This is a genomic window from Thermostichus sp. MS-CIW-41 (assembly GCF_054058915.1).
Genome location: NZ_JBSSBO010000007.1, coordinates 1 through 25,392 on the forward strand (window position 1 = coordinate 1; position 25,392 = coordinate 25,392).

The window sequence follows — 25,392 nt, forward strand, 5'->3', positions numbered from 1 at the left end:
GTGTTCTGGTTGACCCAGTTCAGTGCCTGCACAAAGGCATCCATCGTCGCGTCCAATTTAGCGGCTTGCGACTGGGACACCTTGAGCTTGCAGGAGATGGTCAGGATTTGGCTCATAAGTTCATTGTACTTCATCAAAGGGCATTCCTCCCGGCACTGACCCTACGGGTACAGTGCGGGGCTCCTGCGCTAGTAAGCTGATCGGCTCTCCAATAGACTCAATCCCAGCGTCAAAACCGGGCAAAGTCAACTGCCATCTACCGTGTGGGATCCCATGTCCATCCTGGCAAAGGCCAGAAGATGACTGTAGGTGAGGATGTAAGGGATCCCTTTGATCAACTAACTTGTGTCGTGACCGCCGATCGCCGATCGATTTATGTCAGTTTATTGATATCAATTCACAAAAATAGCCCCTGTCGCTTGCAGATCGAGGCAGTGGTCGCCGGAGACATCGTTGACCAGGCGCACTTCTACAGTGATCACGTTGAAAGAATCCACGCTCACCTGGTAGCCCACAGGAGCCAACATCGGCGTGTTGATGGCCATGCAGTTGGGGATCAGCAGGTTGCTCAGGCGCAACGTTTCGCCTGCAGGCAGTTCCGAGACTTTCTGGCGGGGATCGGTAAAGCCGTATTCCAAAGGCAGACCGGTGCGATTGCGGATCACCAGCTCGGCAGGTAGGTTGGGGTTAAAGCGGGCTACCGGGCGATCGAAGACCGATTGATCGACACCCACAGGCAGGCGCGGCAACGGCACTGTCTGAAAGGTAGGCTGAGCGGCAACCCAGAGGGATCCCTGCAACAACCCTCCGCCAACCCAGCCGCCCAGCAGAGTCGCCAACGTCAAAACCATTCTTTCGCTCCGTTCTGCATAGCTCATGGCTTTCGCCTCAGGATGTGCTTCCAGACTGGTGGGAGTTGGATCCCTTGCCTGCTTGTATTGTTCCCAAAAACGGCTGGCCGGGCCAGATGGCTGCTGTTTTTTCCAGGGTATGCCCCAACCAGCTAAGATCCCGTGGGGGGGAAGTTAAGTTAGAGTTGGCAATGCAAAGGGAGGCATGGCCATGCCAGCAGAACCGAAAAAGTCGGAGAAAAACTTCTCGTGGAAGGGCAGTGCCGACGCGGGCCGGGCGCTGACGATTTTGGCTGCCGTGGGAGCCGCGGTGATTTTACTGGCGGGGTTCCTACAGTAGGCAAACAGTAGGCAAAGCTGTTTGTGTCTGCAGCCGGCACAAGCACCTCAGCACGGCGGCGGAAGCCAAAGTTTCTTCTTCAAGGCGATTTCAAGGCGATGGTGGCAGCCTGCTCGACTTCCAACTTGCCTTCAAGGATCATCCCCGCCATGGTTGAAGATGTCCTCAAGGCAAAGGTGTTGTCTGCGGGGCAGGAAGCCGCCCTCGACTGCGTTCTCCGCCATGGCTGCCCTACAGAAAGAAGCAGATCCGGATGCTTTGGAAGTCCTGCTGATTGGTTGATGCGAGGTTCGCTACGCCTGTCCGGGTCACGCCGCTGGGCAGCAGGCTCAACAGGGAAAAAAGCCCAGCAGAGAAGGGATCCCTGCTGAGCCCCTTGAAAGCGCCGAGGAAGGGGTAAAGTGCCCTCAGCCCAGCAGCCGGCGGGCAGTGTTGACCACGTTTTCCACCGTGAAGCCGAACTTCTCCATGCACACCGGGCCGGGGGCAGAGGCGCCAAAGCGGTCGATGCCAATGGCCACCCCCTCAAACCCCAGGTACTTGTGCCAGCCGAAGGTGGAACCTGCCTCGACGGAGACGCGCTTGGTGACGTTGGGGGGCAGAACCGAGTCTCGGTAGCTCTGGGGCTGGGCCTCAAACAGCTCCATACAGGGCATAGAGACCACCCGCACGGCCCGGCCTTCCTGCTTCAGTTGGGCTGCAGCTTTCACCGCCAGCTCCAGTTCAGAGCCGGTGGCGATCAAGATCAGCTCTGGGTTGGGGGCATCCACCACCACATAGGCCCCTTTGGCTACGCCTTCAACAGAGGTGCCCTCCACCGGGTTGACGGCTTGCCGGGTAAACACCAGCACAGAAGGGGTGGTCTTGGCTTCTAGGGCCACCTGGTAAGATCCCACCGTTTCGCGGGCATCCGCTGGGCGCAGCACATAGAGGTTGGGGATAGCCCGTAGGGAAGCCAGTGTCTCAATGGGCTGGTGGGTGGGGCCATCTTCTCCCAAGGCGACGGAGTCGTGGGTCATGACGTGCAGCACCCGCACCTGCGAGAGGGCGGACAGGCGGATGGCAGGCCGCATGTAGTCGGTGAAGATCAAAAAGGTGGCGTCGTAAGGGATGAGACCTCCATGAAGCGCCATGCCGTTGGCAATGGCTCCCATGCCGTGTTCCCGCACCCCAAAGCGGAAGTTACGCCCCTCGTAAGAGCCGGCCTGAAACTCTGGGATCCCCTTTAGATAAGTCATGTTGGAGTGGGCGAGATCTGCGGATCCCCCCAGCAGTTCCGGCACCGCTTTGGCCAAGGCATTCAGACAAAACTTGGAGAGGTTGCGGGTGGATTCTCTGCCGGTTTCGGCAATGGGGGCCAGCGCTTCTTTCCAGCCCACCGGCAGCTCCCCGGCCATGATGCGCTTGAACTCGGCGGCCTCTTCGGGGTAAGCCTTCTCGTAGGCGGCGAAGCGCTCGTTCCACTCCGCTTCGGCTTTGGCCCCTTTCTCGATGGCCTGGCGGAAGTGGGCCAGCACCTCGTCGGGGATGTAAAACTCCGGCTCCAGCGGCCAGCCCAGGTTTTGTTTGGTGAGCTTCACCTCTTCCGGCCCCAGGGGTGCCCCATGGACGCTCTCGCTGCCGGCCTTGTTGGGGGATCCGTAGCCGATGGTGGTCTCGACAATAATCAAGGACGGCTTGTTGGTGACTTCCTTGGCTTTCTGGATAGCCTCGGCGATCCCTTTCAAGTCGTGGTTGCCATCCTCTACTTTTTGCACATGCCAGCCGTAGGCTTCATAGCGTTTGCCCACATCTTCCGTAAAGGCGATTTCCGTTCTGCCGTCGATGGAGATGTGGTTGCTGTCGTAAAGCATGATCAGCTTGCCCAGTTGCAGGTGGCCGGCCAGAGAAGCTGCTTCAGAAGCCACCCCTTCCATGTTGCAGCCATCCCCCAAGATCACGTAAGTGTAGTGATCCACAATGGTGTAACCGGGCTTGTTGAAGCGGGCGGCCAGATGGGCCTCGGCAATGGCCAACCCTACCGCATTGCCCACCCCTTGCCCCAGCGGGCCGGTGGTGACCTCTACCCCCGGAGTTTCAAAGTTTTCCGGGTGGCCGGGGGTTTTGGATCCCCACTGGCGAAACTGCTTGATGTCCTCTAGGCTCACATCAAAGCCGGTCAGGTGCAGCAGCGCGTACTGCAGCATGCAGCCGTGCCCCGCCGAGAGCACAAAGCGATCCCGATCCACCCACTTGGGGTTGCGGGGGTTGAACTTCATGAACTGCTGCCACAACACATAGGCCATGGGTGCTGCTCCCATCGGCAGGCCAGGGTGGCCGGAGTTGGCCTTCTGAACAGCATCCACCGCCAAAAAGCGAATCGTATTGATGGCAAGTTGTTCCAGAGAGGGAGGAGCAGCAACAACCATGTGGGATCCCTATCGCTCGACATTTGCTTTCCAGTATGCCGTGTTTTGGGTCTTGCTTCCGAGGCGGCAGGGATCAATTGGGCCGGGAAATTGGCTTTGTCCAAATTCAAGGGGGCCAAATGGCAGGCTAAGCTGAGTGATACCGTCGCTGCTGTTTTGTGTTGGAGCACTTCTTTGACCGTTGTTTCTTCTTCTCCTGGCGGCAAACCCTCCTGGCTGCGGGCCAAGGCCCCTCAACGGGTGGGATCCGTCAAACAACTGCTGCGGGACTTGGGCCTAAACACGGTTTGCGAAGAGGCTTCCTGTCCCAACCTGGGGGAGTGTTTTGCCAACGGCACCGCCACCTTTTTGATCATGGGCCCGGCCTGTACCCGCGCCTGCCCCTACTGCGATATCGACTTCACCAAACGCCCTCTGCCCCTGGATGCCACTGAACCCCTGCGGGTGGCGGAAGCAGTGGAGCGCTTGGGGTTGCGCCATGCGGTGATTACGTCGGTGAATCGGGACGACCTGCCCGATGGGGGAGCCGGCCAGTTTGTTGCCTGCATTGCGGAAATCCGCCGCCGCATGCCCCAGACGACCATCGAAGTCCTGATCCCAGATCTGTGCGGTAACTGGCAGGCGCTGCAGCAGATCCTGGCAGCCCGACCGACGGTGCTCAACCACAATACCGAAACGGTGCCCCGCCTCTATCGCCGTGTACGCCCGCAAGGGAACTACGAGCGCTCCCTCAAACTGTTGGAGTTGGCACGGCAATGGGATCCCGGCCTGTACACCAAGTCGGGGGTGATGTTGGGCCTGGGAGAAACTGCCGAGGAGATCTTGCAGGTGATGCGGGATCTGCGCCGGGTGGGTTGTGACATTCTCACGCTCGGCCAATACCTGGCGCCCAGCCCCAAACACCTGCCGGTGGAGCGCTACGTTCCCCCCGAAGAGTTCGACCATTGGCGACGGGTGGGAGAGGAACTGGGCTTTTTGCAGGTGGTGTCCTCCCCTCTCACCCGCAGCTCTTACCATGCCGAGGCCGTACAAGATTTGATGCGCCACTCTCCCAAAGGGGGATCCTGAGTAGCGGCTCTCCACCAAGTTAGACTGCTGAAAGCCCGAGGCTGGTGTGTTCCTGACACCGCCAAGGAGACCCAAGACCGCGAACCCAATCATGGATATGAACAGGATCCCTCCTTCTACTAGCAGCAGCTCAGAAACCGGCTTGGTTCCCTCACCCCAGGGTTGGCCACAGCCTCTCCGCTGGCGGCCACCACTGGTCACTCTAGAAGAATATGCCGAGTTGATGATGGGATTGATGCGGGAGTCTCGCCTCAGCCTGAACTACTTGATGTTGGTGCTCGGCTCCTCTGTGATTGCCACGTTGGGGTTACTGGCCAATAGCCCGGCCGTGATCATTGGGGCGATGATCGTGGCTCCTCTGATGCTGCCGATTCGCGGCATGGCCATGGGGGCTTTAGATGGGAATGTGCTCTTGTTTCGTACAGGCATCCTGTCTTTGACCGTGGGAACTGGTATTGGGGTGGGGGTGTCTTTCCTGCTGGGGTGTTGGGTAGGTCTTCCCAATTGGGGCAGCGAAATTTTGGCCCGCACTCAACCCAACCTGTTGGATTTGGGAGTGGCGCTAGCAGCAGGGGGAATTAGCGCTTTTGCTAGGGTGCGCAAAGAGATCGCCGACAGTTTGGCAGGGGTTGCGATTGCTGTGGCCTTAATGCCGCCGGTGTGTGTGATTGGTTTGGGACTGGCCCATGCCGACTGGGAGATCAGCCTAGGAGCAACCCTGCTCTATTCCACCAACCTGTTGGGGATTGCCCTGGCTTGCATGGTTACGTTTTTGCTGATGGGCTACGCCCCCTTGCACAAGGCCCGTTCTGGATTGGTGTGGATGTTCGGTTTGGTGATGGTGTTGCTGGTGCCGCTGGCAGCCAGTATGACTCAACTGCTGTATCAATCTCGGTTGGAATGGGCGCTACGAACCGCCTTGCTAAACAGAACCATCACCTTCCAACGGGTAACCCTATTGCGCAGCGAGTTTAACTGGGTGGTCAATCCCCCAGAAGTAGTGCTGTTGGTACGAGCAGACGAGCCGATTACCCCCAGGCAGGTGACTTTGCTGGAGGAATTTGTGGCGGCGGAGGTAGGTCGCCCCTTTACCCTGATTTTTCGGGTGGTACAAGACCAAGAGGTGCGCCGAGAAATGCCTGACCCAGAAGAGCCTGAGTCGGATCCCGAGGTTAACCCTACAGAGGCAACTCTTTCCCCACGACCGAGGGGGATTGTTACCCCCTACTGAATCGCCGGGTGGGCTTGCTACAACGTCAGGGATCCCACCTTGTGCTCTATGAGCTGCGCCAGATCTTGCAGGAAGGCCGCTGCATGGGCGCCGTAGATGACGCGGTGATCACAGGTAAGGTTCACTTGCATCTGGGAGCGGATGGCAATCGCTTTTTCCGGCGTCGCCACCACCGTGGGGCGAGAAGCGCCGATGGCCAAAATAGCCCCTTGGCCAGGCGGCAAAATGGCGTCGAAGCGATCCACCCCAAACATGCCCAGGTTGGAGAGGGTGAAGGTGCCGCTGTTGTACTCCTCTGGCTGCAGTTGCTTACGCCGCGCCCGCTCCACCAGATCCTTCCAGCGGCGGGAGATCTCATACAGATCCAGCCGGTTGGCTTGCTTTAGGACAGGGGTGATCAGCCCGCCATCCTCCATGGCCACGGCCACGGCGATGTTGATATCCGATTTGTAATGGATGCCGTTTTCTGTGTAGCTGGCATTCAAAAGGGGATGCTTCTCCAGGGTCAGGGCCACCGCTTTGACCAAAAGGGCCGTCAGGGTCACCCCCTTAGGCTTTACCTGTTGGTACAGCTGATCCAAGTTGTCGGTGGTGATGGTGTAGCCCACGTGGAACACCGGCACGCCAAGGCTGGCGTTCATGTTGCGCACCACCGCCGCTTGTAAAGTGCTGAGGGGAACCGTTTCCCCCAAGGGGACAGCCACAGGAGTTGGGGACGTAGGGGCTGGGGCAGAGGGGGCAGCCACTGCAGGAGCGGAAAGGGCCGCAGCTCGCTCCACGTCTTCAGCGACGATGCGACCATTGGGGCCAGAGCCGCGCACGGTGCGCAGATCGATCCCCAGGCTCTCCGCCAATTTTTTCGCCCGCGGGGAAGCCACGACCCGCTGGGATCCGGCGCCATCCGATCCATTTGGCAGTGTAGAGGTGGGGGTTGCCGCAGGGGCAGGGCTTGTCGGCTGAGCTGCAGAGGCGCGGTCTGCGCTACGTGGAGCCGCAGGGGTAACGCCAGCAGCGAGGGCTTTGGCTTTTTCCTGAGCTTGGGCCACTTCCGCTTCGCTTTCGGCAATCAGGGCGATGGGCGCGCCCACCGGGGCCGATGCTCCTGCCGGAATGAGGATACTGGCCAGGATGCCGCTGTGGAAGGACTCCACGTCCATGTCCGCTTTGTCCGACTCCACCACCAGGATGTTTTCTCCCTTCTCCACGCGGTCGCCGGGGTTCTTAAGCCAGGTGACGATCTTGCCCGTTTCCATGGTGGAGCTGAGGGCCGGCATGGAGAGTTCGTGGATCATCGATGGGGATGGGAACACAGCAGAAAAGATTGTAACCCAGGAGACGGGATCCCCGCGCACGTCCCTGGGCCGGCTTTGGGCTCACCGGGCGCCAGCCGCTTCTGCTTCGGCCACCACCAGCAGGGTTTTCAACAGGGAATCGGGGTTGAGGCTGATGGAATCGATCCCTGCTTGCACCAGGAAGCGGGCGAAGTCGGGGTAGTCGCTGGGGGCCTGCCCGCAGATGCCGATCTTGCGGCCATGGCTTTTCACCGTCTGGATCACCTGGGCGATCATCCGCCTGACGGCCTCGTGGCGCTCGTCAAAAAGGTGGGCCACCAGGGCTGAGTCGCGATCCAGGCCCAGAGTGAGCTGGGTGAGGTCGTTGGAGCCGATGGAGAAGCCGTCGAAGATCTGGCAGAACTCGTCGGCCAGGATAACATTGCTGGGCAATTCACACATCACGTACACCTGCAGACCGTTTTCTCCCCGCACCAGGCCGTGGCGGGCCATCTCCTCCAGCACCCTGTGTCCCTCTTCCGGCGTGCGGCAGAAGGGGATCATCAAGATGACGTTGGTCAGGCCCATCTCATCCCGCACCCGTTTCATGGCCCGACACTCCAAGGCAAAGCCCTCGCGGTAGCGGGGATCCGTGTAGCGGGAGGCCCCCCGCCAGCCAATCATGGGGTTTTCCTCGTGGGGTTCGTAGCGGGATCCCCCCAGCAGGTGGGCATACTCGTTGCTCTTGAAATCCGACAGCCGCACGATCACCGGCTTGGGATAGAAGGCGGCGGCGATGGTGCTCACCCCTTGGGCCAGCTTATCCACAAAGTATTCAGGCTTATCGGGATATTGGGCGGTCAGCTCCGCCAGGCGAGGCTCCTCTTTCACCGCCTGCTCATAGTTGAGCAAAGCCAGCGGGTGGACCTGAATGTGGTTGGCAATGATGAACTCCAGCCGCGCCAGCCCCACGCCATCGCAAGGGATCCCGCTGAGGCCGAAGGCTTTTTCTGGGTTGCCCACATTCATCATCAGCTGGGTGCGGGGACGGGGCAGCTCCTCCAGCGGGATCTCCGTCACCTCATAGGGCAACAGGCCCGGGTAGACCCGCCCTTCTTCCCCTTCAGCGCAGGAGACGGTGATGGGCTCGCCGGAACGGAGCACCTGCGTGGCGTTGCCGCAGCCAACAATGGCCGGGATCCCCAGCTCGCGGGCGATGATGGCCGCATGGCAAGTTCTGCCCCCCTGGTTGGTGACGATGGCGCTGGCCTTTTTCATGATGGGCTCCCAGTCGGGATCCGTTTTTTCGGTCACCAGCACCTCGCCGGCCTGAAACTGATCCGAGCGGCGCACATCCAAAATGACGCGGGCTGTGCCCTGGCCAATGGCCTCGCCTACGGCCCGTCCCCGCACCAGAGGCTCGGGCTGCGCCCCAGGCTGGGTGAAGCGATAGGTGGTCAGCTGGTTGGCCCCTTTTTGCGACTGCACCGTTTCGGGGCGGGCCTGGACGATAAACAGCTCGCCGGTGATCCCATCTTTGGCCCACTCGATGTCCATGGGGGTGAAGCGGCCCCGCAGCGCCGAGTAGTGCTCTTCGATCAGGCAGGCCCAGCGAGCCAGCTCCAGGACTTCCTCGTCCTTGAGGGCATATTGCTTGCGCAGGCTTTCGGGGACAGCCACGTTTTTGGTGGAACGGGATCCCCCCTCGTCGTAGACCAGCTTCAGGGCCTTGCTGCCCAGCTTGCGGGAGAGGATGGGGCGCAGTCCCTGCTTGAGGGTGGGTTTGAAGACCACGTACTCATCGGGGTTGACGATCCCTTGCACCACGTTTTCCCCCAGGCCGTAGGCGGCGGTGATCAGCACCGCATCTTTAAAGCCGGTTTCTGGGTCGATGGAGAACATCACCCCCGAACAGGCCAGGTCGGAGCGCACCATCTTCTGCACCCCCACCGAGAGGGCTACTTGAAAATGGTCAAAGCCCTTGATCTGGCGGTAGGAGATGGCCCGGTCGGTAAACAGGCTGGCAAAACAGCGGTGGCAGGCGTTGAGCACCGCCTTCACCCCATGCACGTTCAAGTAGGTCTCCTGCTGGCCGGCAAAGCTGGCATCCGGCAAGTCTTCGGCCGTGGCGCTGGAGCGCACTGCCACATCGGTGTCGGGGCCATAATGCTCGCACAGCTTCTGGTAGGCTTCGCTGATGGCCTGCTCCAGCTCAGGAGGGAAGGGCGTCTGCAAAATTAAGGTGCGGGCAGCCTTGCCGCGATGGCGCAGGTTGTTCACATCTTCAATGTCGAGATCCCGAAAGATCCCGCGCAGTTTCTCCTCTAGGCCACTAGCGGCGATGAACTGGCGGTAGGCATAGGCAGTGGTGGCAAACCCCAGGGGCACGCGGATCCCTTTGGGGGTTAATTGCTGCAGCATTTCGCCCAACGAGGCGTTTTTCCCGCCCACCTGGGCAATATCCCGCAGCCCCACTTCCGTCAGGGGCAAAACCAAGGGTGGCTCCGACAAGAGCTGGGGTTGGGAGGGTTGCTGAAGCTGGGATCCCAGGGTTGCTCCATCCGACATGCCTTGTCTCCTTAGACCGATTGAACCCATTGCAATCGTTGTGGCGTGCTGTATTGTCTGTCACATCAGGGGCCAAACTCCCCCTGCGCCAGCACTTGGCCCCACTTATTCTCGGCGGGCCATACCCTCACTCTAGTGAGGATTTTCGGCCCCTTAAAATTTCCCAGGGATCCCGTCGAAAAGGCTCAGAAGGCGATGAGACAAAGCAGATCTCCCCGGAAGCTGCCTGAGGAAGTTGCTACAAATCTTCGACCTTTTTTACTCAGTGCAAAAGTAGCCGGGCTGCCACAATGGGCAAAGAAGGGAGTTTGACAGCAGGGCCAATGGCGATGGAGGGTCACGAGCAGCCTGCGGCAGAAATTCGCCAGATAAGGGTGACGGAAAAACACCACGGCTCCCGGCTGGATCGGGGGTTGGCGGAGCAACTCCCAGATCTGTCTCGCTCACGCCTGCAGCAGCTCATCCGGGCAGGCCAGGTTTGGCTGAATGGGAAGCCCTGTCTGGATAAAAATCGCCCCTTGCAAACGGGGGATCAGATCGAAGTGCGGATCCCGGCAGCCAGGCCGGCGACGCTAGAGCCGGAGCGGATCCCGTTGGACATTCTCTACGAAGATGACGACCTGATTGTGCTCAACAAGCCCCGCGATCTGGTGGTGCATCCGGCTCCTGGCCACGCCAGCGGCACCCTGGTGCACGCGCTGCTGGCCCATTGTCCCCACCTGTCGGGCATCAACGGCGAACAGCGTCCGGGCATTGTGCATCGCCTCGACAAGGACACCACCGGCGCGCTGGTGATCGCCAAACACGATCAGGCCCACCAGCACCTACAAGCCCAGATCCAGGCCAAAACCGCCCGGCGCATCTACTTGGGGGTGGTGTTCGGTCGCCCGGCCCAAAGCCAAGGCACCGTCTCTGCCCCCATTGGGAGGCACCCGGTGGATCGGCAGAAAATGGCCGTCCTGACCCCTGGCCAAGGGCGAGTGGCGGTAACCCACTGGCAAGTGTTGGAGCGGCTGGGCAACTACACCCTGATGCAGTTTGAGCTGGAGACCGGGCGCACCCATCAAATTCGGGTGCATGCTGCCCACATGCGCCTACCCATTGTCGGGGATCCCCTCTACACCCAGAGCAAAACCAGCCCTGTTAAGCTGGGCGGCCAAGCTCTCCATGCCTGGAAGCTCTCCTTTGTTCACCCGCGCACAGGCCAGCCGCTGCAGTTTACCGCTCCCCTGCCGGAGGAGTTTGAGCGGCTCTTGCGGCAGTTGCGCAGCCAGGCGGGCTAGGCAGCCTCTGGGGTTTCCCCCTTGCTTTGCCTGGTCATTGCAAACGGCTGTGGAACAGCTGGTTGGTTGATCCCCAGCTCCCCTCGCCCGCAAGGGGTGAGGGTCAGCGGCGAAGGGTCTTCATCTTGTTTGAAACGAGTATGCCCAGTTGTCCCCACACCCGTGGGGGTGAGCGGCAGAGCATGCCTCTAACCCCCAAAACCCTGAACTTTGCTGAATTTACTGAGCTTTAGGCGGTTTGGCAAAAGTCATTGAGAGGGATATAGTAGACCAAGTTTCCCCCTGATCCTTGAGTCCACCGCAACGGTTGCCGGGAAGTGAAGGGGGAAAGCGCTCGGGGGGTATTCCTCAGGGCTTTGCGGGATACCGCCTTCCTGCTTGGACTCCGTCCCGCTGACGCGAACAGAGATAGGCAGGATGCGATCGCTTCTTTCCTGAACCATGTTCAGGAGAGTTCAGCGTGAATGTATCAGAATTAAGACAATCTCATGTCTACCGGGATCCCTGAATGGGATGGGTAACACTGAAACTAGGTCGCAGAAGCGGCGCGTAGCGCAATCTCAAGGAGCCGAACATGAGCAAGAGCTTGCTGGAGCAATTGCGACAGATGACTGTCGTGGTGGCTGATACGGGGGATATCAACGCCATCGAGAGCTTTAAGCCGCAGGATGCCACCACCAATCCCTCATTGATCACGGCTGCAGCCCAAATGCCTCAGTATCAGGGCATTGTCGATGAAACCTTGCTCAAGGCCCGCCAAGAACTGGGATCCAAAGCCGACATCAAAACCGTGGTGGCCCACGCCATCGATCAACTGGCCGTGGCCTTTGGCGTGCGCATTTTGTCCATCATTCCTGGCCGGGTCTCGACGGAGGTGGATGCCCGCCTCTCTTACGACACAGAAGCCACAGTTGCCAAAGCCCGCCATTTGATCGAGCTCTACAAGGCGGCAGGAGCGGATCCCAAGCGGGTGCTGATTAAAATTGCCTCGACTTGGGAAGGGATCCGGGCTGCCGAGATCCTGGAGAAAGAAGGGATCCACTGCAACCTTACCCTGTTGTTTGGCTTGCACCAAGCCATAGCCTGCGCCGAAGCGGGGGTGAAGCTGATCTCGCCCTTTGTAGGCCGCATCTTGGATTGGTATAAGAAACACACGGGCCGGGAGAGCTATCCCCCTGCCGAAGATCCGGGGGTGCAATCGGTAACCCAGATTTACAACTACTTCCGCAAATACGATTTTCCGACGGAAGTGATGGGGGCCAGCTTCCGCAACATCGGGGAGATCATCGAGTTGGCCGGCTGTGATCTCCTGACCATCTCGCCCGCCTTGCTGGCGGAGCTGCAGAACACCGAGGGTTACCTGGAGCGCAAACTGGATCCGGAAAAAGCCAAGCAGATGGATATTCCCCGCCTGGTGATGGACAGAGCCACCTTCGACCAGATGCACCGGGAAAACCGCATGGCCTCAGAAAAGCTGGAAGAAGGGATCCAGGGCTTCTCCAAAGCGCTGGAGGTGCTGGAAAAACTGCTCACCGAGCGGCTGCAGAAGCTGGAGGGTGCCAAGGAAACCATTACCCACGCCGCCCAGGATGTCTTCCGCCTCTACGACCTGGATGGGGATGGCTTCATCACCCGCGAGGAGTGGATGGGGGCAGATCGCGTTTTCGATGCCCTGGATACCAACCAAGATGGCAAAATTACCCCTGAGGAAATGTTGGTCGGCCTAGGGGCGGCGGTCTATCTGAAGAATTAGCCGCTGGCAGCCGGCCTGGGAAAACCTCAAGGTCTATGGGCGAGAACTTTCGCCACATCGGAGATGGGGTTGCCGCCCTGGAGGCACAAGCCCGTCGCTGGATTGCCCAGCGGCTGCAAGGGATCCCTTACGATCCGCCGCCGGGGCCAGCAGCCAGGCAGGTGCTGCATTGGATCGAGACGGATCTGCTGCCGCGCCTGCAGCAAACCCCTCAGGAGCTGGAGAACCTGCTGCATGGGCTAGGGGGCGGCTATGTGCCCAGCGGCCCTTCCGGCGCCCCCACCCGAGGCCGAGTGGACGTGTTGCCCACGGGGCGCAACTTTTACTCGGTGGACATTCGCGCCATCCCCACCCCCACCGCCTGGCAGGTCGGCTCACTGGCCGCCGAGCGGCTGGTGGAGCGCTACGTGCAAGAGCAGGGGGAATATCCCCGTCGCCTGGGCCTATCCGTTTGGGGCACTTCAACTCTAAGAACTGGCGGCGACGATTGGGCCGAGGCCCTGGCGCTCTTGGGGGTCAAACCCCGCTGGGATGGAGGACGGGTGGTGGACATCGAGATCCTGCCTGTAGCGGTTTTGGGCCGCCCCCGTGTGGATGTAACCTTGCGCATTTCTGGCTTCTTTCGCGATGCCTTTCCCAATCTGATTGCCCTGTTTGACCGGGCCGTGCAGGCCGTGGCTGACCTGGAGGAGCCAGAAGCCGACAATCCCCTGCGGGCCCACGTGCTGGCCGATACCCAGTACTGGCAGGAGCAAGGGATCCCAAAGCAAGCAGCGGCGGAGCGGGCGCGGCTGCGCATCTTCGGTTCCAAGCCAGGGGCCTACGGGGCCGGCCTACAGGGGCTGATCGAGGCGCAAAACTGGGAAACAGAAGCGGATCTGGCCCGCGCCTACCTCAACTGGAGCAGCTACGCCTACCGGGCCGATGGCGAGGGAGAGCCGGCCCCCGAAGCCCTGCGGCGGCAATTGGCCCACCTGCAAATTGTGCTCCACAACCAAGACAACCGCGAGCACGACCTGCTGGACTCCGATGACTACTACCAGTTTCAAGGGGGGATGGTGGCGGCAGTGCGAACGCTCCAGGGCCGCAACCCGCGGATTTACTTCGGGGATCACGCCCGTCCCCACAACCCTAAGATCCGCACCCTGGCCGAAGAAATTGACCGCGTCTATCGCGCCCGCGTGATCAACCCCAAGTGGATTGCCGGCGTGATGCGCCACGGCTACAAGGGCGCCTTCGAGATGGCTGCCACCCTGGACTACCTCTTTGCCTACGACGTCACCACCCATGCTGTGCCGGATTTCATGTACGCCGGCCTGGCCCGCGCCTACCTATTGGATCCCCAAGTCCAGCAGTTCCTGCGATCCCGCAACCCCTGGGCGCTGCGGGACATGAGCGAGCGGCTGCTGGAAGCCCACCAGCGGGGCTACTGGCAAGAGCAGGCCCTGGAATTGCTGCCTCAGATCGAAGCCCTGATGCTGGAGATGGAAGCCTACCTGGAATCCCGCTCTCCCGTGGCGAGAGAAGGTTAAGTTCTGCTAAGATTTTTTCATCCAAACCAGTTGTGGAGGGATCCCAGGCCATGAGCAAATCTGAGCTGTTGCGAGAGATTCTGGGGCCACTGTTGGAGGACTACCGCTACTGGTTTGAGCGTTCTCGCCGCTTTTTGCAGGAAGAGACCCTGGAATTTATCAGCCCAGAAGAGCAGCAGTCCTTGCTGGAAGAGGTTTTGGCTGCCCAGGCGGAGCTACAGGTAGCCAAAGCGCTTTATCAGGCCTCTGATCAAGAGGTTGGCATCGACCCTGGGCTGATGGCAAAATGGCATCGCCTGCTGATGAAATGTGCCGAATTGGGCCGTCAATTTCGCCAGATTCACCCCTCCCGCGACCTGTAATGCTGCAGATTCTCTACCTCATCGCTTTTGTGGCCATTGCCTTTTTGGCCCTGCGCAACTTGGTTACCAATGTCATCACACTGGGCGTGGAAGAGCGCAAGGCCTCTCCTCGTCGTGCCCGCAAGCGGATCCCTCACCCAGAGCTGCTGGATGAAGATGGCAACCTCACCGAGGAGCCTCTACTGGTGATTCGCTCGGCCAGCTTGGAAGAAGCTCGCAGCCGTTTGGAAGATCTCTATTCCGGCTCGCCGGACGAAGATTAGAGGAGTTTCTTGGGCTTTCTCTCTTGGGCGTGGCTGCACTAGCCTGGGAAGGTACTGCGCGCCATTTGCCCGAGCGTCTGGTGGGCGAGTCAACGGAGATGGGATCCGACTTCAACGTGGAATCGGTGCTGGAGGCGGTGCTCGGCAAGCTGAAGGTTTTGGCGGAAACGGGACAAACCTTTGGTCAGCCGATCACTATTGGTGAGACGATTATTGTCCCTTACATGTCCTTGCATTTTGGCTTGGGTGGGGGAGGGGGTAACTTTGGAAAGACTGCTCCTGGCTGTCGCGGCAACGGCGGGGATCCGGCCAGTCTGTTCGGGGGAGCGGGGGGTGGGGTGCGCATCGAGCCAGTTGGCTTTCTGGTGATCCGAGGCGAGCGAGTGGAGCTGCTGACCACCGTCCAGAAGCCCGACCAGTGGAACCAACTCAGCGAGACTCTGGTGCCCCTGTTGCAGCAGTGGCTGCAAAATCGTGCCGGCAACTCCTGAAGGGACTAGCCGCGAATGGAGAGGCGGGATCCCTGGGGAGAGGGCTGTACCTCGATGCGGTGGGGGAAAGCATCCTGCAGGCTGGGGATGTGGGTAATCACCAAGATGCAGGCAAAGTCCGGGGCGATGGCGTTGATGGCAGCCAGCAGTTGGGCGCGCCCGGTGGCATCCTGGGATCCAAACCCCTCGTCGATGATTAAGGTTTGCAGGTCGGATCCCGAGCGCTGGGTGAGCAGGCGGGACAAGGCCAGGCGAATGGCGAAGTTGATGCGGAAGGCTTCTCCGCCGGAGTAGGTCTCGTAGGGGCGGGTGCCGTGGGGATCGGCAATGAGAATGTCGAGGGTGTCATAGGGACTCCGTCCCGCTACGGAGGACAGCTTGGCCGGTGAGCAATAGCGTCGCCCGGAGCGCTGGGTAACCAATTGCAGGTGCAGGCGGTGTTGGGTCAGGCGGGCCAGGATCTGGTTGGCCTGGGCTTCCAGCTCGGGCAGGACATTTTCGACGATCAGGGCGGGGATGCCGTTGCGGCCGTAGGCATTGGCCAGCTCTTGGTACACCTGCTGCTGGCGGCGGGCCTGTTGCAGTTGCTGTTCCAGCTCGGCCTGTTCCGCCTGCTGTTGAACCGCCTGTTGTAGCCGTTGTTGGGCGGCCCCTATCTGAGACAGCACCTCATCCAGCCGCCGGCGGTGCTCCCGCAGGGTTTGGCGGATCCCTTCCAGCTGAGCAGGCAAAACCTCGGGATGCTCCGCCAGTTGTTGCTGAAGCCGTTCCAACTCTTGGGTGGCCTGGGCAAAGTGCTGGCGGCTTTCCTGTAGGCGTTGGGATAAGGCTTGGGTGCGGGCTGCCACCTCCGGCAGTTCCTGGCGGGCCACCTGTAGGGCTTGCAGGCGCACCGGCCAGAGTTGCGCTTGGGCCAGTTCGGCTTTCACCTGCTGGTGCAGGGATCCATCGTAGCCCAGGTGGTTTAACGCCTGTTCCACCTGAGCCAACCGCTCCGCCAGGGGAGAATCCGATCCCACTGGCGGGACGGAGTCCTTGGATCCCACCTGTTGCAGGGTTTCCAGTTGTGCCTGTAGAGATGCGATTTGCTCGCAGAGGCGAGAGCGGCGCTCTTGGGCCTTGCGGAGTTCTTGAGAGCGGCCCAGGGCCCAGCGCCAGCGCTCCAGTTCTCCCCGTTGTAGGGCGTGCTCGCGCTCGTCATAGCCCAGTTGGTGCAGGGCCTGCTGGATCTGCTGGAGCTGTTGCCGAGCTTCTTGAGCGTAAGCTTCCCGGTCAAGGATTTCCCTCAACTCTGCCGCCTCTGCTTGCCAGAGCTGGATTTGCCGACAGCGCTCCTGCTCGGCTTCCCACTGCTGTTGCAATCGCCCTTGAAGGTGCAGGCGCTCATCCCAAGTGGCCAGTTCTTGGCTAAGACGGCGGTATTCTTCTTGCAAGAGTTCGATCTCCCGGTCGGCCACCGCCAGTTGTTCGCGGATAACAAACAGTTCGCCGGCAATTTCCTCTTGACGCTCGCGGTGTTTTTTCAGCACCACATCCCGCAGGCGCAGGCTGAGGGGACGGGCGCAGAGGGGGCAAGTCCAGTGGCGACGGCGTTGCGGAGCCATAAAGCCGGATCCCTGCGGCTCTGGTGTTGGCGTTGCGGGGGATGACTCGGCAGGTTGACCGGCGGAAGATAGGGCCGGGGATCCCTCCTCTTGTTCTGCTGTCTCCTCGACAAGGGCCGTCACTCTCGCCAAAGTGGGGGTGACCTGATCTCGTTCGCTGCGCGGAGCACTTTGAGCGGAAAACACCTCTTGACCTTCCTCCCAGGTGGTCACCAGCAGGCGGCAGCGTTCTTCTTCCTGTTGCCACTGTTGCTGGAGAACCCGCTGGCGTTCCTGGAGCTTTTGCACGAACAGCCGTCGTTCTTGGACTTTTTCCAACACCTGCTGCTGGTAGAGACGCCGTCGCTCCAGCTCTGCCAAGGCGGCCTCTCCTTCGGCAATTTTCTGCTCCAGGTGCTGCTGCTGCTGGGCTAGAGTTTCCCGGCTTTGTAGTTGCTGGCTGAGAAGCTGAACGCGGGCTTGCAGGCGTTCCCGCTCGCGGCGGATTTGCTCTTGCCAATGCTGTTGCTGCTGGAGAAGGACGGCGGCTTGAGCTTGGGCTTGGTTCAGGGCCTGGAGACGCTCTTGAGCTTGCTGGTAGTGGCGCAGGCCGATTTCGATGCGCTCCTGTTCTGCCAGCAATTGGGCATCGGCTTGGGCCTGGGCTTGGCAGGTGGCCAACTCCTGTTGCAGCCGTTGCATCTTGCGCAGTTGCTGCTGTTGCTGCTCTGCTTGCTGGGCTTGCAGCTTTTGGCGTTCTTGGAGCAGATGCTGCTGTTGCTCGAAGAGGTGGTGGAGATGGCGATCTTGGGCCATCAGGGCTTGGTAGCGTTCGTAACCCGCCAGGATGTCTTCACTCTGGGCGATCAGCTCTTCCAACTGGAGCAGGTGCTGTCGCTGGGCACGCCACTGTTGCTCGGTGTGCTGTAGGTTGGTGCCGAGCTTTTGCAAGTGTTGGGTAAGGTGTTGGTGGCGCTCCTGCAGGATGCAGCGATGTTCGTAGAGGCGCTCTAGGGCTTGCAATTCCTGCTGTTGCTGGGCTAGGAGCTGCTGCAGATGAGTTTGCCGTTGTTGGAGTCGCTCCAGCTCGGCTTGGATTTGGCCAACGTGGGCCTGTTGTTGGTTGAGCTGCTGCAGGCGCTCTTGGAGCAGATCGGCTTTGAGTTTGGCACTGCGCGCCTGTTCCCGGCAGCGGTCGGCCAGCAAATCGTACTGCCCCAACTTGAGCATGTCGGCCAAGATCTGCTTGCGCTCGCCAGGACGCTTCAGGGTGAAGGCATCCGCTTGTCCTTGTCGCAGATAGGCAGAGTGAATAAAGGTCTCGTAGTCGAGGCTGAGCTGACTTTGAATGGCCTGTTGGGTGGCGCGCATGCCGCGGCGGGTTAGGCTGCGCCAGCGAGGTTGGCCGTCGGTTTCTCCGGTTTGAATTTGCCACTCCAGGGATCCCTCGCCCGATAGATGACGGCTGCGCAGGATGCGGTAGGTTTGTCCTCGGGAGCGGTAGATCACCTCTACCCAGGCTTCGCTGGCCCCCTTGCGGATGAGATCGCTATCATTGCTAGCCCGGCTTTGCCCCCAAAGGCCCCAGGTGAGGGCATCGAGCAGGGCAGACTTGCCTGCCCCATTGGGGCCACAAATGCAGGCAGTATGGATCCCACGCAGATCCAAAACGGCGTGAGCGTAACAGAGAAAATTGTGCAAGGTTAGGCGAACCGGGATCACGGAAAACTCTGAGGGGCTCTGGTTGCTGGAAAAAATGAGGTTGAGCCATTTGATCCAGAGTATCGCGTCAGCGGTGGGGAGCAACAATGAGGAGTGAGAAGTGAGGAGAGAGGAGTGAGGATACTCCCTTCTCACTACTCTCCGTTCTTTTCTCTTTTCTCTCTTGTCTCTCTTGAGAGGGGATCCGATTGCATTAGCCGCTGACACAGTTGGGCAATCTGGGTGGGGCTGGCCTCGTCCAGCCAGCGGTGAAAGGCTTGGGATTCCTGAAGGCGGCCCATCAGTAGCGTGGGGATCTGCTCCGGACTGTCCAGTTCCGCCAGCCACTGCCGGGGAAAGCCAGTTACTGCAGCCAGATCCTCGGGATCCCGTCGGCCTGCTTGCCACAGCGCTTGCAGTTGGGCAATCTGCTGGGGGATCTGCTCCCAGGGGGAGGCAGAAGCGGCCAGGATCAGGGTTCGGGGCTGTACCTGTTGCAGCAGTTGTGCCAAGTCCGCCGGTAGCCAGGGCCAGCGGGCCAGCACCAGCTTTGCCCCTTTTGGTGGTGGAACAAGGTTCTCGGCCTCCTGCCCGTCGTAACAGATGGCCCCTTTCAGCGAATCCGGCAGGGGTTTCTGCCGAAAATCTTGGATCTGTAGGCGAGGGGCGGAAATGGTGGGTGCCTGCCACTCTCCCGCAGGGCGCACCGCCAGCACTTTGCCCTGCCAAGGCTGTCTGCCCCGGTCATCCGCCTCCAACTGGAGGGCGATGTCCAAAGCCTGGCATTTTTGCCAGCGCTCCAGCTCTTCTCCGGCTTGCCAAAACCACAGGGTACGGGATCCCGGCGAGCCTTGGAGTTCAAACTTGAGGTGGCGGCCATTGCGGGAGACTCCCAGGTTGGAGCTATTGGGACGGAAGTTCATCAAGGCAACGACGGGGTTGGGGTTGCCGTGCCCAAAGGGCTGCAGAAGCTGCAATTGCCGATACACCTCATCCAGCTCTGCCACCCCATCCCGATCCTGAGAGACCAGTAGCTCCCAGTCGAGGATAATCTCCACCGCCAAGGCGCGAGCCCGCTGATCCGGGCTAACCCGCGCGGCCAGCTCCCGCTGCAACGCCAGTTGCACAGCGGCCAGGCAAGCCAGATCCACTTGGATCCTGGCGGCCATGGGGTGTCCGCCTCCCCGCCGCAAGAGGGGGCGCACGGCCTCGATGGCCTCCACCAGGTTCACCCCTGGCAGGGAACGACCCGACCCATGGCCCAGCCCTGTGGCTTCGTCTTTGGCAATCAACACCGTCGGGCAGCGGTACTGCTCCACCAAGCGCGCCGCCGCGATCTCCAGAACCCCTGGGTTCCAGCCGGCTTCCGCCAGAACAATGGCTCCTTCCCGGGTCAGATCCAAGCTCTCTACCTGTTGGCTGGCCTCTTGGATCACTTGCTGGGTGAGCTGCCGGCGCTCTTCGTCAAGGGCAACAAACCGTTGCACCAGCGCCTGGGCCCGCTCTGGATCGGAGGTGGTCAGCAGCTCCACTGCTAAGCTGGCGTCTTCCAAGCGGCCAATGACGTTCAACTTGGGGGCGATGCGAAAAGCAATATCCTGGGCTGTCGGCGACCTCTGGAGCTGGCCGTTGCTAACCTGGGCCAGCAGAGCTCGCAACCCCGGGCGCTGCGTACTGGCCAGCACCGGCAGGCCCCGCTGCACCAAGTAGCGGCACTCCCGCTGCAACACCGCCACATCGGCCACAATTCCCACCGCCACCAGATCCAGGTGCTGCTCGACACCAGGGATCTCTAGGGCTTGGTAGAGCGCCTCCGCCAACTTGTAGGCCACTCCCACCCCCGGCAAGAAGCGCAGCGGATGGTCATCCGGCAGCCGCAAGGGATTGACCACCGCATGGGCAGGGGGCAGAGGATCCGGCAGCATGTGGTGATCCGTCACGATCACGTCCACCCCCTGGGCTTGGGCCATGGCAATTTCGGCGGTATTGCCCATGCCGCAATCCACCGTCAGGATCACTTGGCAGCCCTGGGCCAGCACCTGCTGCAGCCGTTGAGGGTTGAGGCCGTGCCCTTCGGTACTGCGCAGCGGTATGGTGAACTGGACTCGGAAGCCCAAGGGTTGTAACGCCGAGAGCAGAAGACTGGTGCTGGTGACACCATCGCAGTCAAAGTCCCCCCAAATGCACAGGGTCTCTCCCCTTTCCCGTGCCTGCAGCAGCCGCGCCACCGCCCGCTCCAGATCCGGCAGGGATGCTGGTGGTGTGGGGGAATAGTGTTCGGGATCCACGAAGGCCTGCGCCTGCTCCCAGGTGTGCAGACCCCGCAGAGCCATCACCTTGGCCGCATACTTGCCATATTCCCGGCTCAGTTGCGGATTGAACTGGGGGGGAGTGGGCAGCAGCTCCCAGCGGTATTCCATGCAAGCTCGACAGGGATAAAGGTTCCTAGGAGCCTATCAAAAACGGCCCAGGGGGGAAATGGATCCCAGAGGAAAGGGCTGGGGATGATGGGCTACCTTGAACCCTACTGGCAGCAGTGGGAAGCCACACAGCAGGCGGAGGGGTGCTCGTGATTGTGGGTGGCACAGGCTTCGCTGCAGTAGAGTTGACCTTCGTAGCGATAGCCTTGGCTGCTCTCGAAGCTGCAGTTGCAGTGTTCACAGGCGCAACGGACAAGGGTGCTGGCAGACATGATTTTCTCTCCTTCTTTCTCGTTTTTTCCTAGGGATCCTCTTGTCGAAGATCCGCGTCTCTACACCCTAGCGGTTGCTCAGCAACGATGCTGAAACAAGAATCAGAATCATTTTTGGCACTTCACCGATTACAGCCTATGAATTAGGATACAAGTATCCAAGAGAAAAGAGAGATATATACCAACCTATTTGTTAGATTTATCCCAAAGAGTTGTGGCAGCTTATCAGGCAGGCAAGACCTCCACTTGCCAGGTAGCGGAACAGTTCATGGTAACCCAAAGAACACTGCACCACTGGGTGCATCAGTATCAACAAACTCAGGATTTATCCCCCAAGAAAGTCGGCACAAAGCGAGTAGGTATTCTGGAACAACACCGGCAAGAAGTTATGACGGTCATTGAAAGGCGCCTGAACTATTATCCGTGGTAGTATCAAGAACTGCTACGAGAGCAACTGGATACTGATGTGAGTGCTGTTACGATAGACAACTTTTTAAAAAAGCGAGGAATGACGCTAAAAAGAATTACCGCAGTGTAAAAATCAGAGAAGAGGAGGTGCAAAGGCAACAATTAGCCTATAGTTAAGAAGTCAAGAATATACCAGTGGAAGATATAGCTATTCTAGACCAGACAAGGGTGTGAGAGGCAATGGAACGGAGGGGTATCTCGGAGTTTACGCAGTCAAAGAGCTTACAGTTACCGTCAGAGATGCAAAGGGAAAAAACATAAGATTATTGAAGCTATTTCCTGGAGAGAGGTAGTAGGCTGTTGTGTTATCAAGGGTGGAATGCGGAAGAGCAATTTTCTGGAGTTTTTGCAAAGTGACTCATGTTCGGAACTGGATGCGCGGAAGGTGGTGATTAGAGTTCGGAAGTGGAGGGTTTGATTCAAGGAACAGGTGCGCGGATCATAGACCTGCCTGTGTATGCACCAGAGTTGAATCCGATTGAGAGGATGTGGTCGGTATTGAAGCCTTTTATCCGGCAGTTTTCCAGAGCCGGGAAGTATGGGATGGAGCAGATAGCAGAGACCTCTTGACTACTCATCAATCCATTCTGCTTCCGAAGTTGGTTTGCTAGGTGTTGCTACTGTGCCCCTTGATTCCTTAACAGGCTGTACTGCTCCATCCCTATGCACGAAGAGGGATGCCGCCGCCCTAATTACTGGGAAGAGACTCCCAGATACTTTGTCCCTCTAATGTCCCTCTAGTAAGAGCATGCCTCTAACCCCCAAAACCCTGAACTTTGCTGAATTTACTGAGCTTTAGGCGGTTTGGCAAAAGTCATTGAGAGGGATATAGTAGACCAAGTTTCCCCCTGATCCTTGAGTCCACCGCAACGGTTGCCGGGAAGTGAAGGGGGAAAGCGCTCGGGGGGTATTCCTCAGGGCTTTGCGGGATACCGCCTTCCTGCTCAGAGATAGGCAGGATGCGATCGCTTCTTTCCTGAACCATGTTCAGGAGAGTTCAGCGTGAATGTATCAGGTACTGCACCACGAAGCACTCAGTGCCGCCGCAGGCGAACAAGCTGGCGGAGTTCGCAGTTACTGTATCAAGAAGCCGTCATAAAGGGCGGGGCTTGTAACCCAGTTTTCTGGTCAATGTGGCGTTGGCATCTCTTTGTGCTTTATCCTGAGGGGCGATAAGCTAAAGTACAGCAACAACACAGTCCTAAACTGGGAACTTTATTGATGCCTCCGCGCTCCTCTTCCTCCCAGAGTGGCTCTACCCCATTCCCCTTTCTGGAGGGGCGGGGTGCTGCTGCCGACGGGGCTGAGTCGAGCTTACCGCTGGGACAGCGTTTGCTGCGGGCGGGTCTGATCTCCCAATCCCAGTTGGCTCAGGCTCTGCGAGAGCAACAGCAAAACCACCTCAAGTTGGGAGAAGTGTGTCTCGAGCGCGGCTGGCTCACTCTGGCTGATCTCTACCGCTTCCTGCCCAGCCAGTCCCTTTCTCTAGGAGAGATTTTGGTGGCGCTGGGCCATTTGGATTTCGAGCAATTGCGGGTTGCTCTGGCTCAACAGCGTCGCTATGGGCGGAAATTGGGGGAAATCCTCACCTGGAAAGGTTGGGTACAGCCCGCCATTTTGGATCGCGCCTTGGATGTCCAGGTGCAACTGCAACGGATGGCTTCCCCCAATGCGTGGGAAGCACTGCAGCCTTTTTTGGCCAGGGATCCCAAACCCGAGGTTCAGCTTACCCCCCAAAGAGCGGCAACTCCTGGCCGAGAAGCTCTGGCCCAGGATTTGGCTGTACCCGAAGAGGCCAAGATCTCTTGCGAGGGAACAATTCAGCCATCGAGTCTCGAATCCGCAGTTGGGGGAGATTCCATCCCTGGAACATTAGCCGCGGCAGCCTCGGATCCCTTTGCCGATGAGCCTCAACCGGCCACCTTGGCTGACTACCGCAAGCAAGTGGAAGCCTTGCGGCTACAAATCGAGCTCCAGGAACAGGAATGGGATCGGATCCTGGCCAGCATGAACCAGCAGATTGCCGATTTTCAAAGCCAGTATCAGCAGCGCATTCAAAAACTGGAAGCCACCATTCGTCTCCAGCAGGCGGAGCTCCAGCACCAGGCAACGTTGCAGCAGGATTTGCGGGTTTGGCGGGAACAACTGCAACGTCTAGAAACGGAGCTGGCTCTTGCCCGCGCTGCTGAGCAAAGGGCGCAGCGGCAGTTGCAAACCCAGCAAGATTGCTATCAGTCGGAACTGGAGCAGTTGCAAGAGCAAATCCAGATTCTGCAGAAACGCCAGTTGGACTCGGTGCCCAGCAGCGTTGTGGCTGACCTACGCGCCCAATTGGAGGCAGCGCTTCATCAAATCCAGCAGCTCCGATCGGAGCGGGATCAGTTGCAGGCCCAACTTGCCCAGCAAGCTGCAGAGCCAGAAGCTGCCCCATCCCGACATCTGGACTCCTTCTGGCCAGAGCAGGTTGCCGCCTTGGAGCAACAGATTGCGGAGCTGAGGGCCGCTTTGCAGATGTGGCAAGAGCGCTACGCCCAGCTACAGCAAGAGCACGAGGCCCAAATGGCGCGGCTTTCCGGCTATGTTCCCCCAGAGCAGGTGGAAAGCTTACAGGCGCAGCTACAACAACTGCAAGCGGAAATAGCACAGCTGATGGCAGCCAACCGTGACTACGAAGCGCACCTTGCTCAACTGGAGGAGCAACTGCAGCAGAGCCAAGCCCTGATCCACCAGCTCAGGGCAGAACGGGCCGAGGCCGACCAGCGCATTGTCCAACTGGAGGGATCCCTGCAAGCCCGCCAAGAAGCCTTGGAGCAAGCTCAACAACAACTGAAAACGATGGGATCCCGCCTCAGCGCCCTTCAACAGCAGCAGGCCAACTTGACGGTGGAACTGCGAGACGCGCGAGAGCTGCTAGCGGCCTACCGACAGAGCTTGGAGACTTTACAGGAGAACCTCAAGATTGAGCAGAATCGCAACCGTCTGCTGCAGGTGAGTTACGAACAGCAAAAGCTGATCGCCGAAGCAGCCCAAGCCCAGTTGAGAGCAGCCAACTTCTCTGGCTCAACCGCCAAAGATGGGCCAGCACGCTTGCGTGAGCGAAACGCAGTCCTTACGGGGAGACCGGAGGAACCCGAGACCGACGCCGACACTCCTGAGGATACGCCGACGGATCCTTTGCTGGCGGAACTCACCCCCTGGGCCAGGCATCTGTTCCAAAACTTGCAGGCAGCGGGCTTGCTGGATCGGCCCCAGATCCAAGACATCCTCAGCCGCTGGCAACAGTCGGGGGGCAAGCTGACCGCGGTCATTGGCGAGTGTACCGGCCTGAAGGCAACCACGGTCGCGGTAGCGGTGCGGTTCCCGGTAGGGTGCCGGAGGCATAGCACTTTCAAGTTCTTTGCGGATGGGGGGTATTCTGCCCGTTTGTCGGGGTGCCGCACGGTGGGAGAGCATGACTCTAGTCAATAATAAGCTCAACTATACTGAAAATAATGTATAATATGTTCAGTACGGATTACTACCAGTTG

16 protein-coding genes and 3 pseudogenes are annotated in these 25,392 nt (G+C 59.6%); 11 read left to right on the forward strand and 8 right to left on the reverse strand.

All coding sequences use genetic code 11. From position 1 onward, the window contains the following. Together ACVWXE_RS03475 and ACVWXE_RS03480 are read right to left on the reverse strand one after the other, a co-directional pair. Window positions 1–116: pseudogene (locus ACVWXE_RS03475) on the reverse strand (RNA-guided endonuclease TnpB family protein); the annotation flags it as partial. A 276-nt stretch (window positions 117–392) separates the two neighbouring features. After that, a complete protein-coding gene (locus ACVWXE_RS03480; RefSeq protein ID WP_457489593.1) occupies window positions 393–878 on the reverse strand; it encodes a hypothetical protein in 486 nt (161 codons plus the stop codon). 184 nt (window positions 879–1,062) lie between these two features. Between ACVWXE_RS03480 and ACVWXE_RS03485 the strand changes: the two genes are divergently transcribed. Then, window positions 1,063–1,191: a hypothetical protein gene (locus ACVWXE_RS03485; RefSeq protein ID WP_011432750.1), complete on the forward strand. Its 129-nt coding sequence runs from the start codon at window positions 1,063–1,065 to the stop codon at window positions 1,189–1,191. A 407-nt stretch (window positions 1,192–1,598) separates the two neighbouring features. Here the strand turns inward: ACVWXE_RS03485 and tkt are convergent, their stop codons facing one another. Further along, a complete protein-coding gene (tkt, locus tag ACVWXE_RS03490) occupies window positions 1,599–3,599 on the reverse strand; it encodes a transketolase (RefSeq protein WP_457489594.1) in 2,001 nt (666 codons plus the stop codon). A 174-nt stretch (window positions 3,600–3,773) separates the two neighbouring features. Here tkt and lipA point away from each other — a divergent pair, with 174 nt between their 5' ends. Both lipA and ACVWXE_RS03500 read left to right on the forward strand, forming a co-directional pair. After that, on the forward strand, window positions 3,774–4,667 hold the full coding sequence (gene lipA / locus ACVWXE_RS03495) for a lipoyl synthase (RefSeq protein WP_457489595.1): 894 nt from the start codon (window positions 3,774–3,776) through the stop codon (window positions 4,665–4,667). Window positions 4,668–4,764: 97 nt separating this feature from the next. Next, complete coding sequence (locus tag ACVWXE_RS03500; RefSeq protein WP_457489596.1) at window positions 4,765–5,898, forward strand: DUF389 domain-containing protein; 1,134 nt, start codon at window positions 4,765–4,767, stop codon at window positions 5,896–5,898. A gap of 17 nt (window positions 5,899–5,915) precedes the next feature. Here ACVWXE_RS03500 and ACVWXE_RS03505 read toward each other — a convergent pair whose 3' ends face one another. Further along, on the reverse strand, window positions 5,916–7,190 hold the full coding sequence (locus ACVWXE_RS03505) for a dihydrolipoamide acetyltransferase family protein (protein ID WP_457489597.1): 1,275 nt from the start codon (window positions 7,188–7,190) through the stop codon (window positions 5,916–5,918). An 81-nt stretch (window positions 7,191–7,271) separates the two neighbouring features. Beyond that, window positions 7,272–9,737 (reverse strand): phosphoenolpyruvate synthase, encoded by a 2,466-nt coding sequence (gene ppsA, locus ACVWXE_RS03510; protein ID WP_457489598.1) that lies wholly within the window; start codon window positions 9,735–9,737, stop codon window positions 7,272–7,274. A gap of 329 nt (window positions 9,738–10,066) precedes the next feature. Between ppsA and ACVWXE_RS03515 the strand changes: the two genes are divergently transcribed. The 6 genes and pseudogenes from ACVWXE_RS03515 to ACVWXE_RS03540 all read left to right on the forward strand — a co-directional run bounded on the left by ACVWXE_RS03515 (window position 10,067) and on the right by ACVWXE_RS03540 (window position 15,421). Next, on the forward strand, window positions 10,067–11,020 hold the full coding sequence (locus ACVWXE_RS03515; protein ID WP_457489599.1) for an RluA family pseudouridine synthase: 954 nt from the start codon (window positions 10,067–10,069) through the stop codon (window positions 11,018–11,020). Window positions 11,021–11,594: 574 nt separating this feature from the next. Further along, window positions 11,595–12,773, forward strand: coding sequence for a transaldolase (locus tag ACVWXE_RS03520; RefSeq protein ID WP_414344598.1), 1,179 nt, complete (start codon window positions 11,595–11,597; stop codon window positions 12,771–12,773). Window positions 12,774–12,820: 47 nt separating this feature from the next. Further along, a pseudogene (locus ACVWXE_RS03525) lies at window positions 12,821–14,305 on the forward strand (cobaltochelatase subunit CobN); the annotation flags it as partial. A gap of 50 nt (window positions 14,306–14,355) precedes the next feature. Continuing rightward, window positions 14,356–14,667 carry a DUF2605 domain-containing protein gene (locus ACVWXE_RS03530; RefSeq protein ID WP_457489600.1) on the forward strand — a complete coding sequence of 104 codons (312 nt, stop codon included), beginning with the start codon at window positions 14,356–14,358 and terminating at the stop codon, window positions 14,665–14,667. Continuing rightward, window positions 14,667–14,930 (forward strand): DUF2973 domain-containing protein, encoded by a 264-nt coding sequence (locus ACVWXE_RS03535; RefSeq protein WP_414344596.1) that lies wholly within the window; start codon window positions 14,667–14,669, stop codon window positions 14,928–14,930. Before ACVWXE_RS03530 ends, ACVWXE_RS03535 begins: the two co-directional genes overlap by 1 nt. Before the next feature lie 65 nt (window positions 14,931–14,995). Beyond that, window positions 14,996–15,421 (forward strand): GerW family sporulation protein, encoded by a 426-nt coding sequence (locus ACVWXE_RS03540; RefSeq protein WP_414344594.1) that lies wholly within the window; start codon window positions 14,996–14,998, stop codon window positions 15,419–15,421. 5 nt (window positions 15,422–15,426) lie between these two features. Here the strand turns inward: ACVWXE_RS03540 and ACVWXE_RS03545 are convergent, their stop codons facing one another. The 3 genes from ACVWXE_RS03545 to ACVWXE_RS03555 all read right to left on the reverse strand — a co-directional run bounded on the left by ACVWXE_RS03545 (window position 15,427) and on the right by ACVWXE_RS03555 (window position 21,397). After that, window positions 15,427–18,726: an AAA family ATPase gene (locus ACVWXE_RS03545; protein WP_457489601.1), complete on the reverse strand. Its 3,300-nt coding sequence runs from the start codon at window positions 18,724–18,726 to the stop codon at window positions 15,427–15,429. Between the two features lie 134 nt (window positions 18,727–18,860). Continuing rightward, the gene (gene recJ, locus ACVWXE_RS03550; RefSeq protein ID WP_457489602.1) at window positions 18,861–21,125 is read right to left on the reverse strand and encodes a single-stranded-DNA-specific exonuclease RecJ; all 2,265 of its coding nucleotides are present in this window, start codon (window positions 21,123–21,125) and stop codon (window positions 18,861–18,863) included. Window positions 21,126–21,229: 104 nt separating this feature from the next. Continuing rightward, window positions 21,230–21,397: a hypothetical protein gene (locus ACVWXE_RS03555; protein WP_083757636.1), complete on the reverse strand. Its 168-nt coding sequence runs from the start codon at window positions 21,395–21,397 to the stop codon at window positions 21,230–21,232. Window positions 21,398–21,575: 178 nt separating this feature from the next. Between ACVWXE_RS03555 and ACVWXE_RS03560 the strand changes: the two are divergent. Continuing rightward, a pseudogene (locus ACVWXE_RS03560) lies at window positions 21,576–22,498 on the forward strand (IS630 family transposase). 588 nt (window positions 22,499–23,086) lie between these two features. Further along, window positions 23,087–25,333 carry a hypothetical protein gene (locus ACVWXE_RS03565; protein ID WP_457489603.1) on the forward strand — a complete coding sequence of 749 codons (2,247 nt, stop codon included), beginning with the start codon at window positions 23,087–23,089 and terminating at the stop codon, window positions 25,331–25,333. Window positions 25,334–25,392: the final 59 nt, after the last annotated feature.

Bases quoted from the DNA above. Each gene is read 5' to 3' on its own strand.
- tkt (WP_457489594.1), bottom strand. From the start codon at position 3,599: ATGGTTGTTGCTGCTCCTCCCTCTCTGGAACAACTTGCCATCAATACG.
- ACVWXE_RS03535 (WP_414344596.1), top strand. From the start codon at position 14,667: ATGCTGCAGATTCTCTACCTCATCGCTTTTGTGGCCATTGCCTTTTTG.
- ACVWXE_RS03565 (WP_457489603.1), top strand. From the start codon at position 23,087: ATGCCTCCGCGCTCCTCTTCCTCCCAGAGTGGCTCTACCCCATTCCCC.
- ACVWXE_RS03520 (WP_414344598.1), top strand. From the start codon at position 11,595: ATGAGCAAGAGCTTGCTGGAGCAATTGCGACAGATGACTGTCGTGGTG.
- ACVWXE_RS03505 (WP_457489597.1), bottom strand. From the start codon at position 7,190: ATGATCCACGAACTCTCCATGCCGGCCCTCAGCTCCACCATGGAAACG.
- ACVWXE_RS03515 (WP_457489599.1), top strand. From the start codon at position 10,067: ATGGAGGGTCACGAGCAGCCTGCGGCAGAAATTCGCCAGATAAGGGTG.
- ACVWXE_RS03485 (WP_011432750.1), top strand. From the start codon at position 1,063: ATGCCAGCAGAACCGAAAAAGTCGGAGAAAAACTTCTCGTGGAAGGGC.
- ppsA (WP_457489598.1), bottom strand. From the start codon at position 9,737: ATGTCGGATGGAGCAACCCTGGGATCCCAGCTTCAGCAACCCTCCCAA.
- ACVWXE_RS03530 (WP_457489600.1), top strand. From the start codon at position 14,356: ATGAGCAAATCTGAGCTGTTGCGAGAGATTCTGGGGCCACTGTTGGAG.
- ACVWXE_RS03555 (WP_083757636.1), bottom strand. From the start codon at position 21,397: ATGTCTGCCAGCACCCTTGTCCGTTGCGCCTGTGAACACTGCAACTGC.
- ACVWXE_RS03480 (WP_457489593.1), bottom strand. From the start codon at position 878: ATGAGCTATGCAGAACGGAGCGAAAGAATGGTTTTGACGTTGGCGACT.
- ACVWXE_RS03500 (WP_457489596.1), top strand. From the start codon at position 4,765: ATGAACAGGATCCCTCCTTCTACTAGCAGCAGCTCAGAAACCGGCTTG.
- recJ (WP_457489602.1), bottom strand. From the start codon at position 21,125: ATGGAATACCGCTGGGAGCTGCTGCCCACTCCCCCCCAGTTCAATCCG.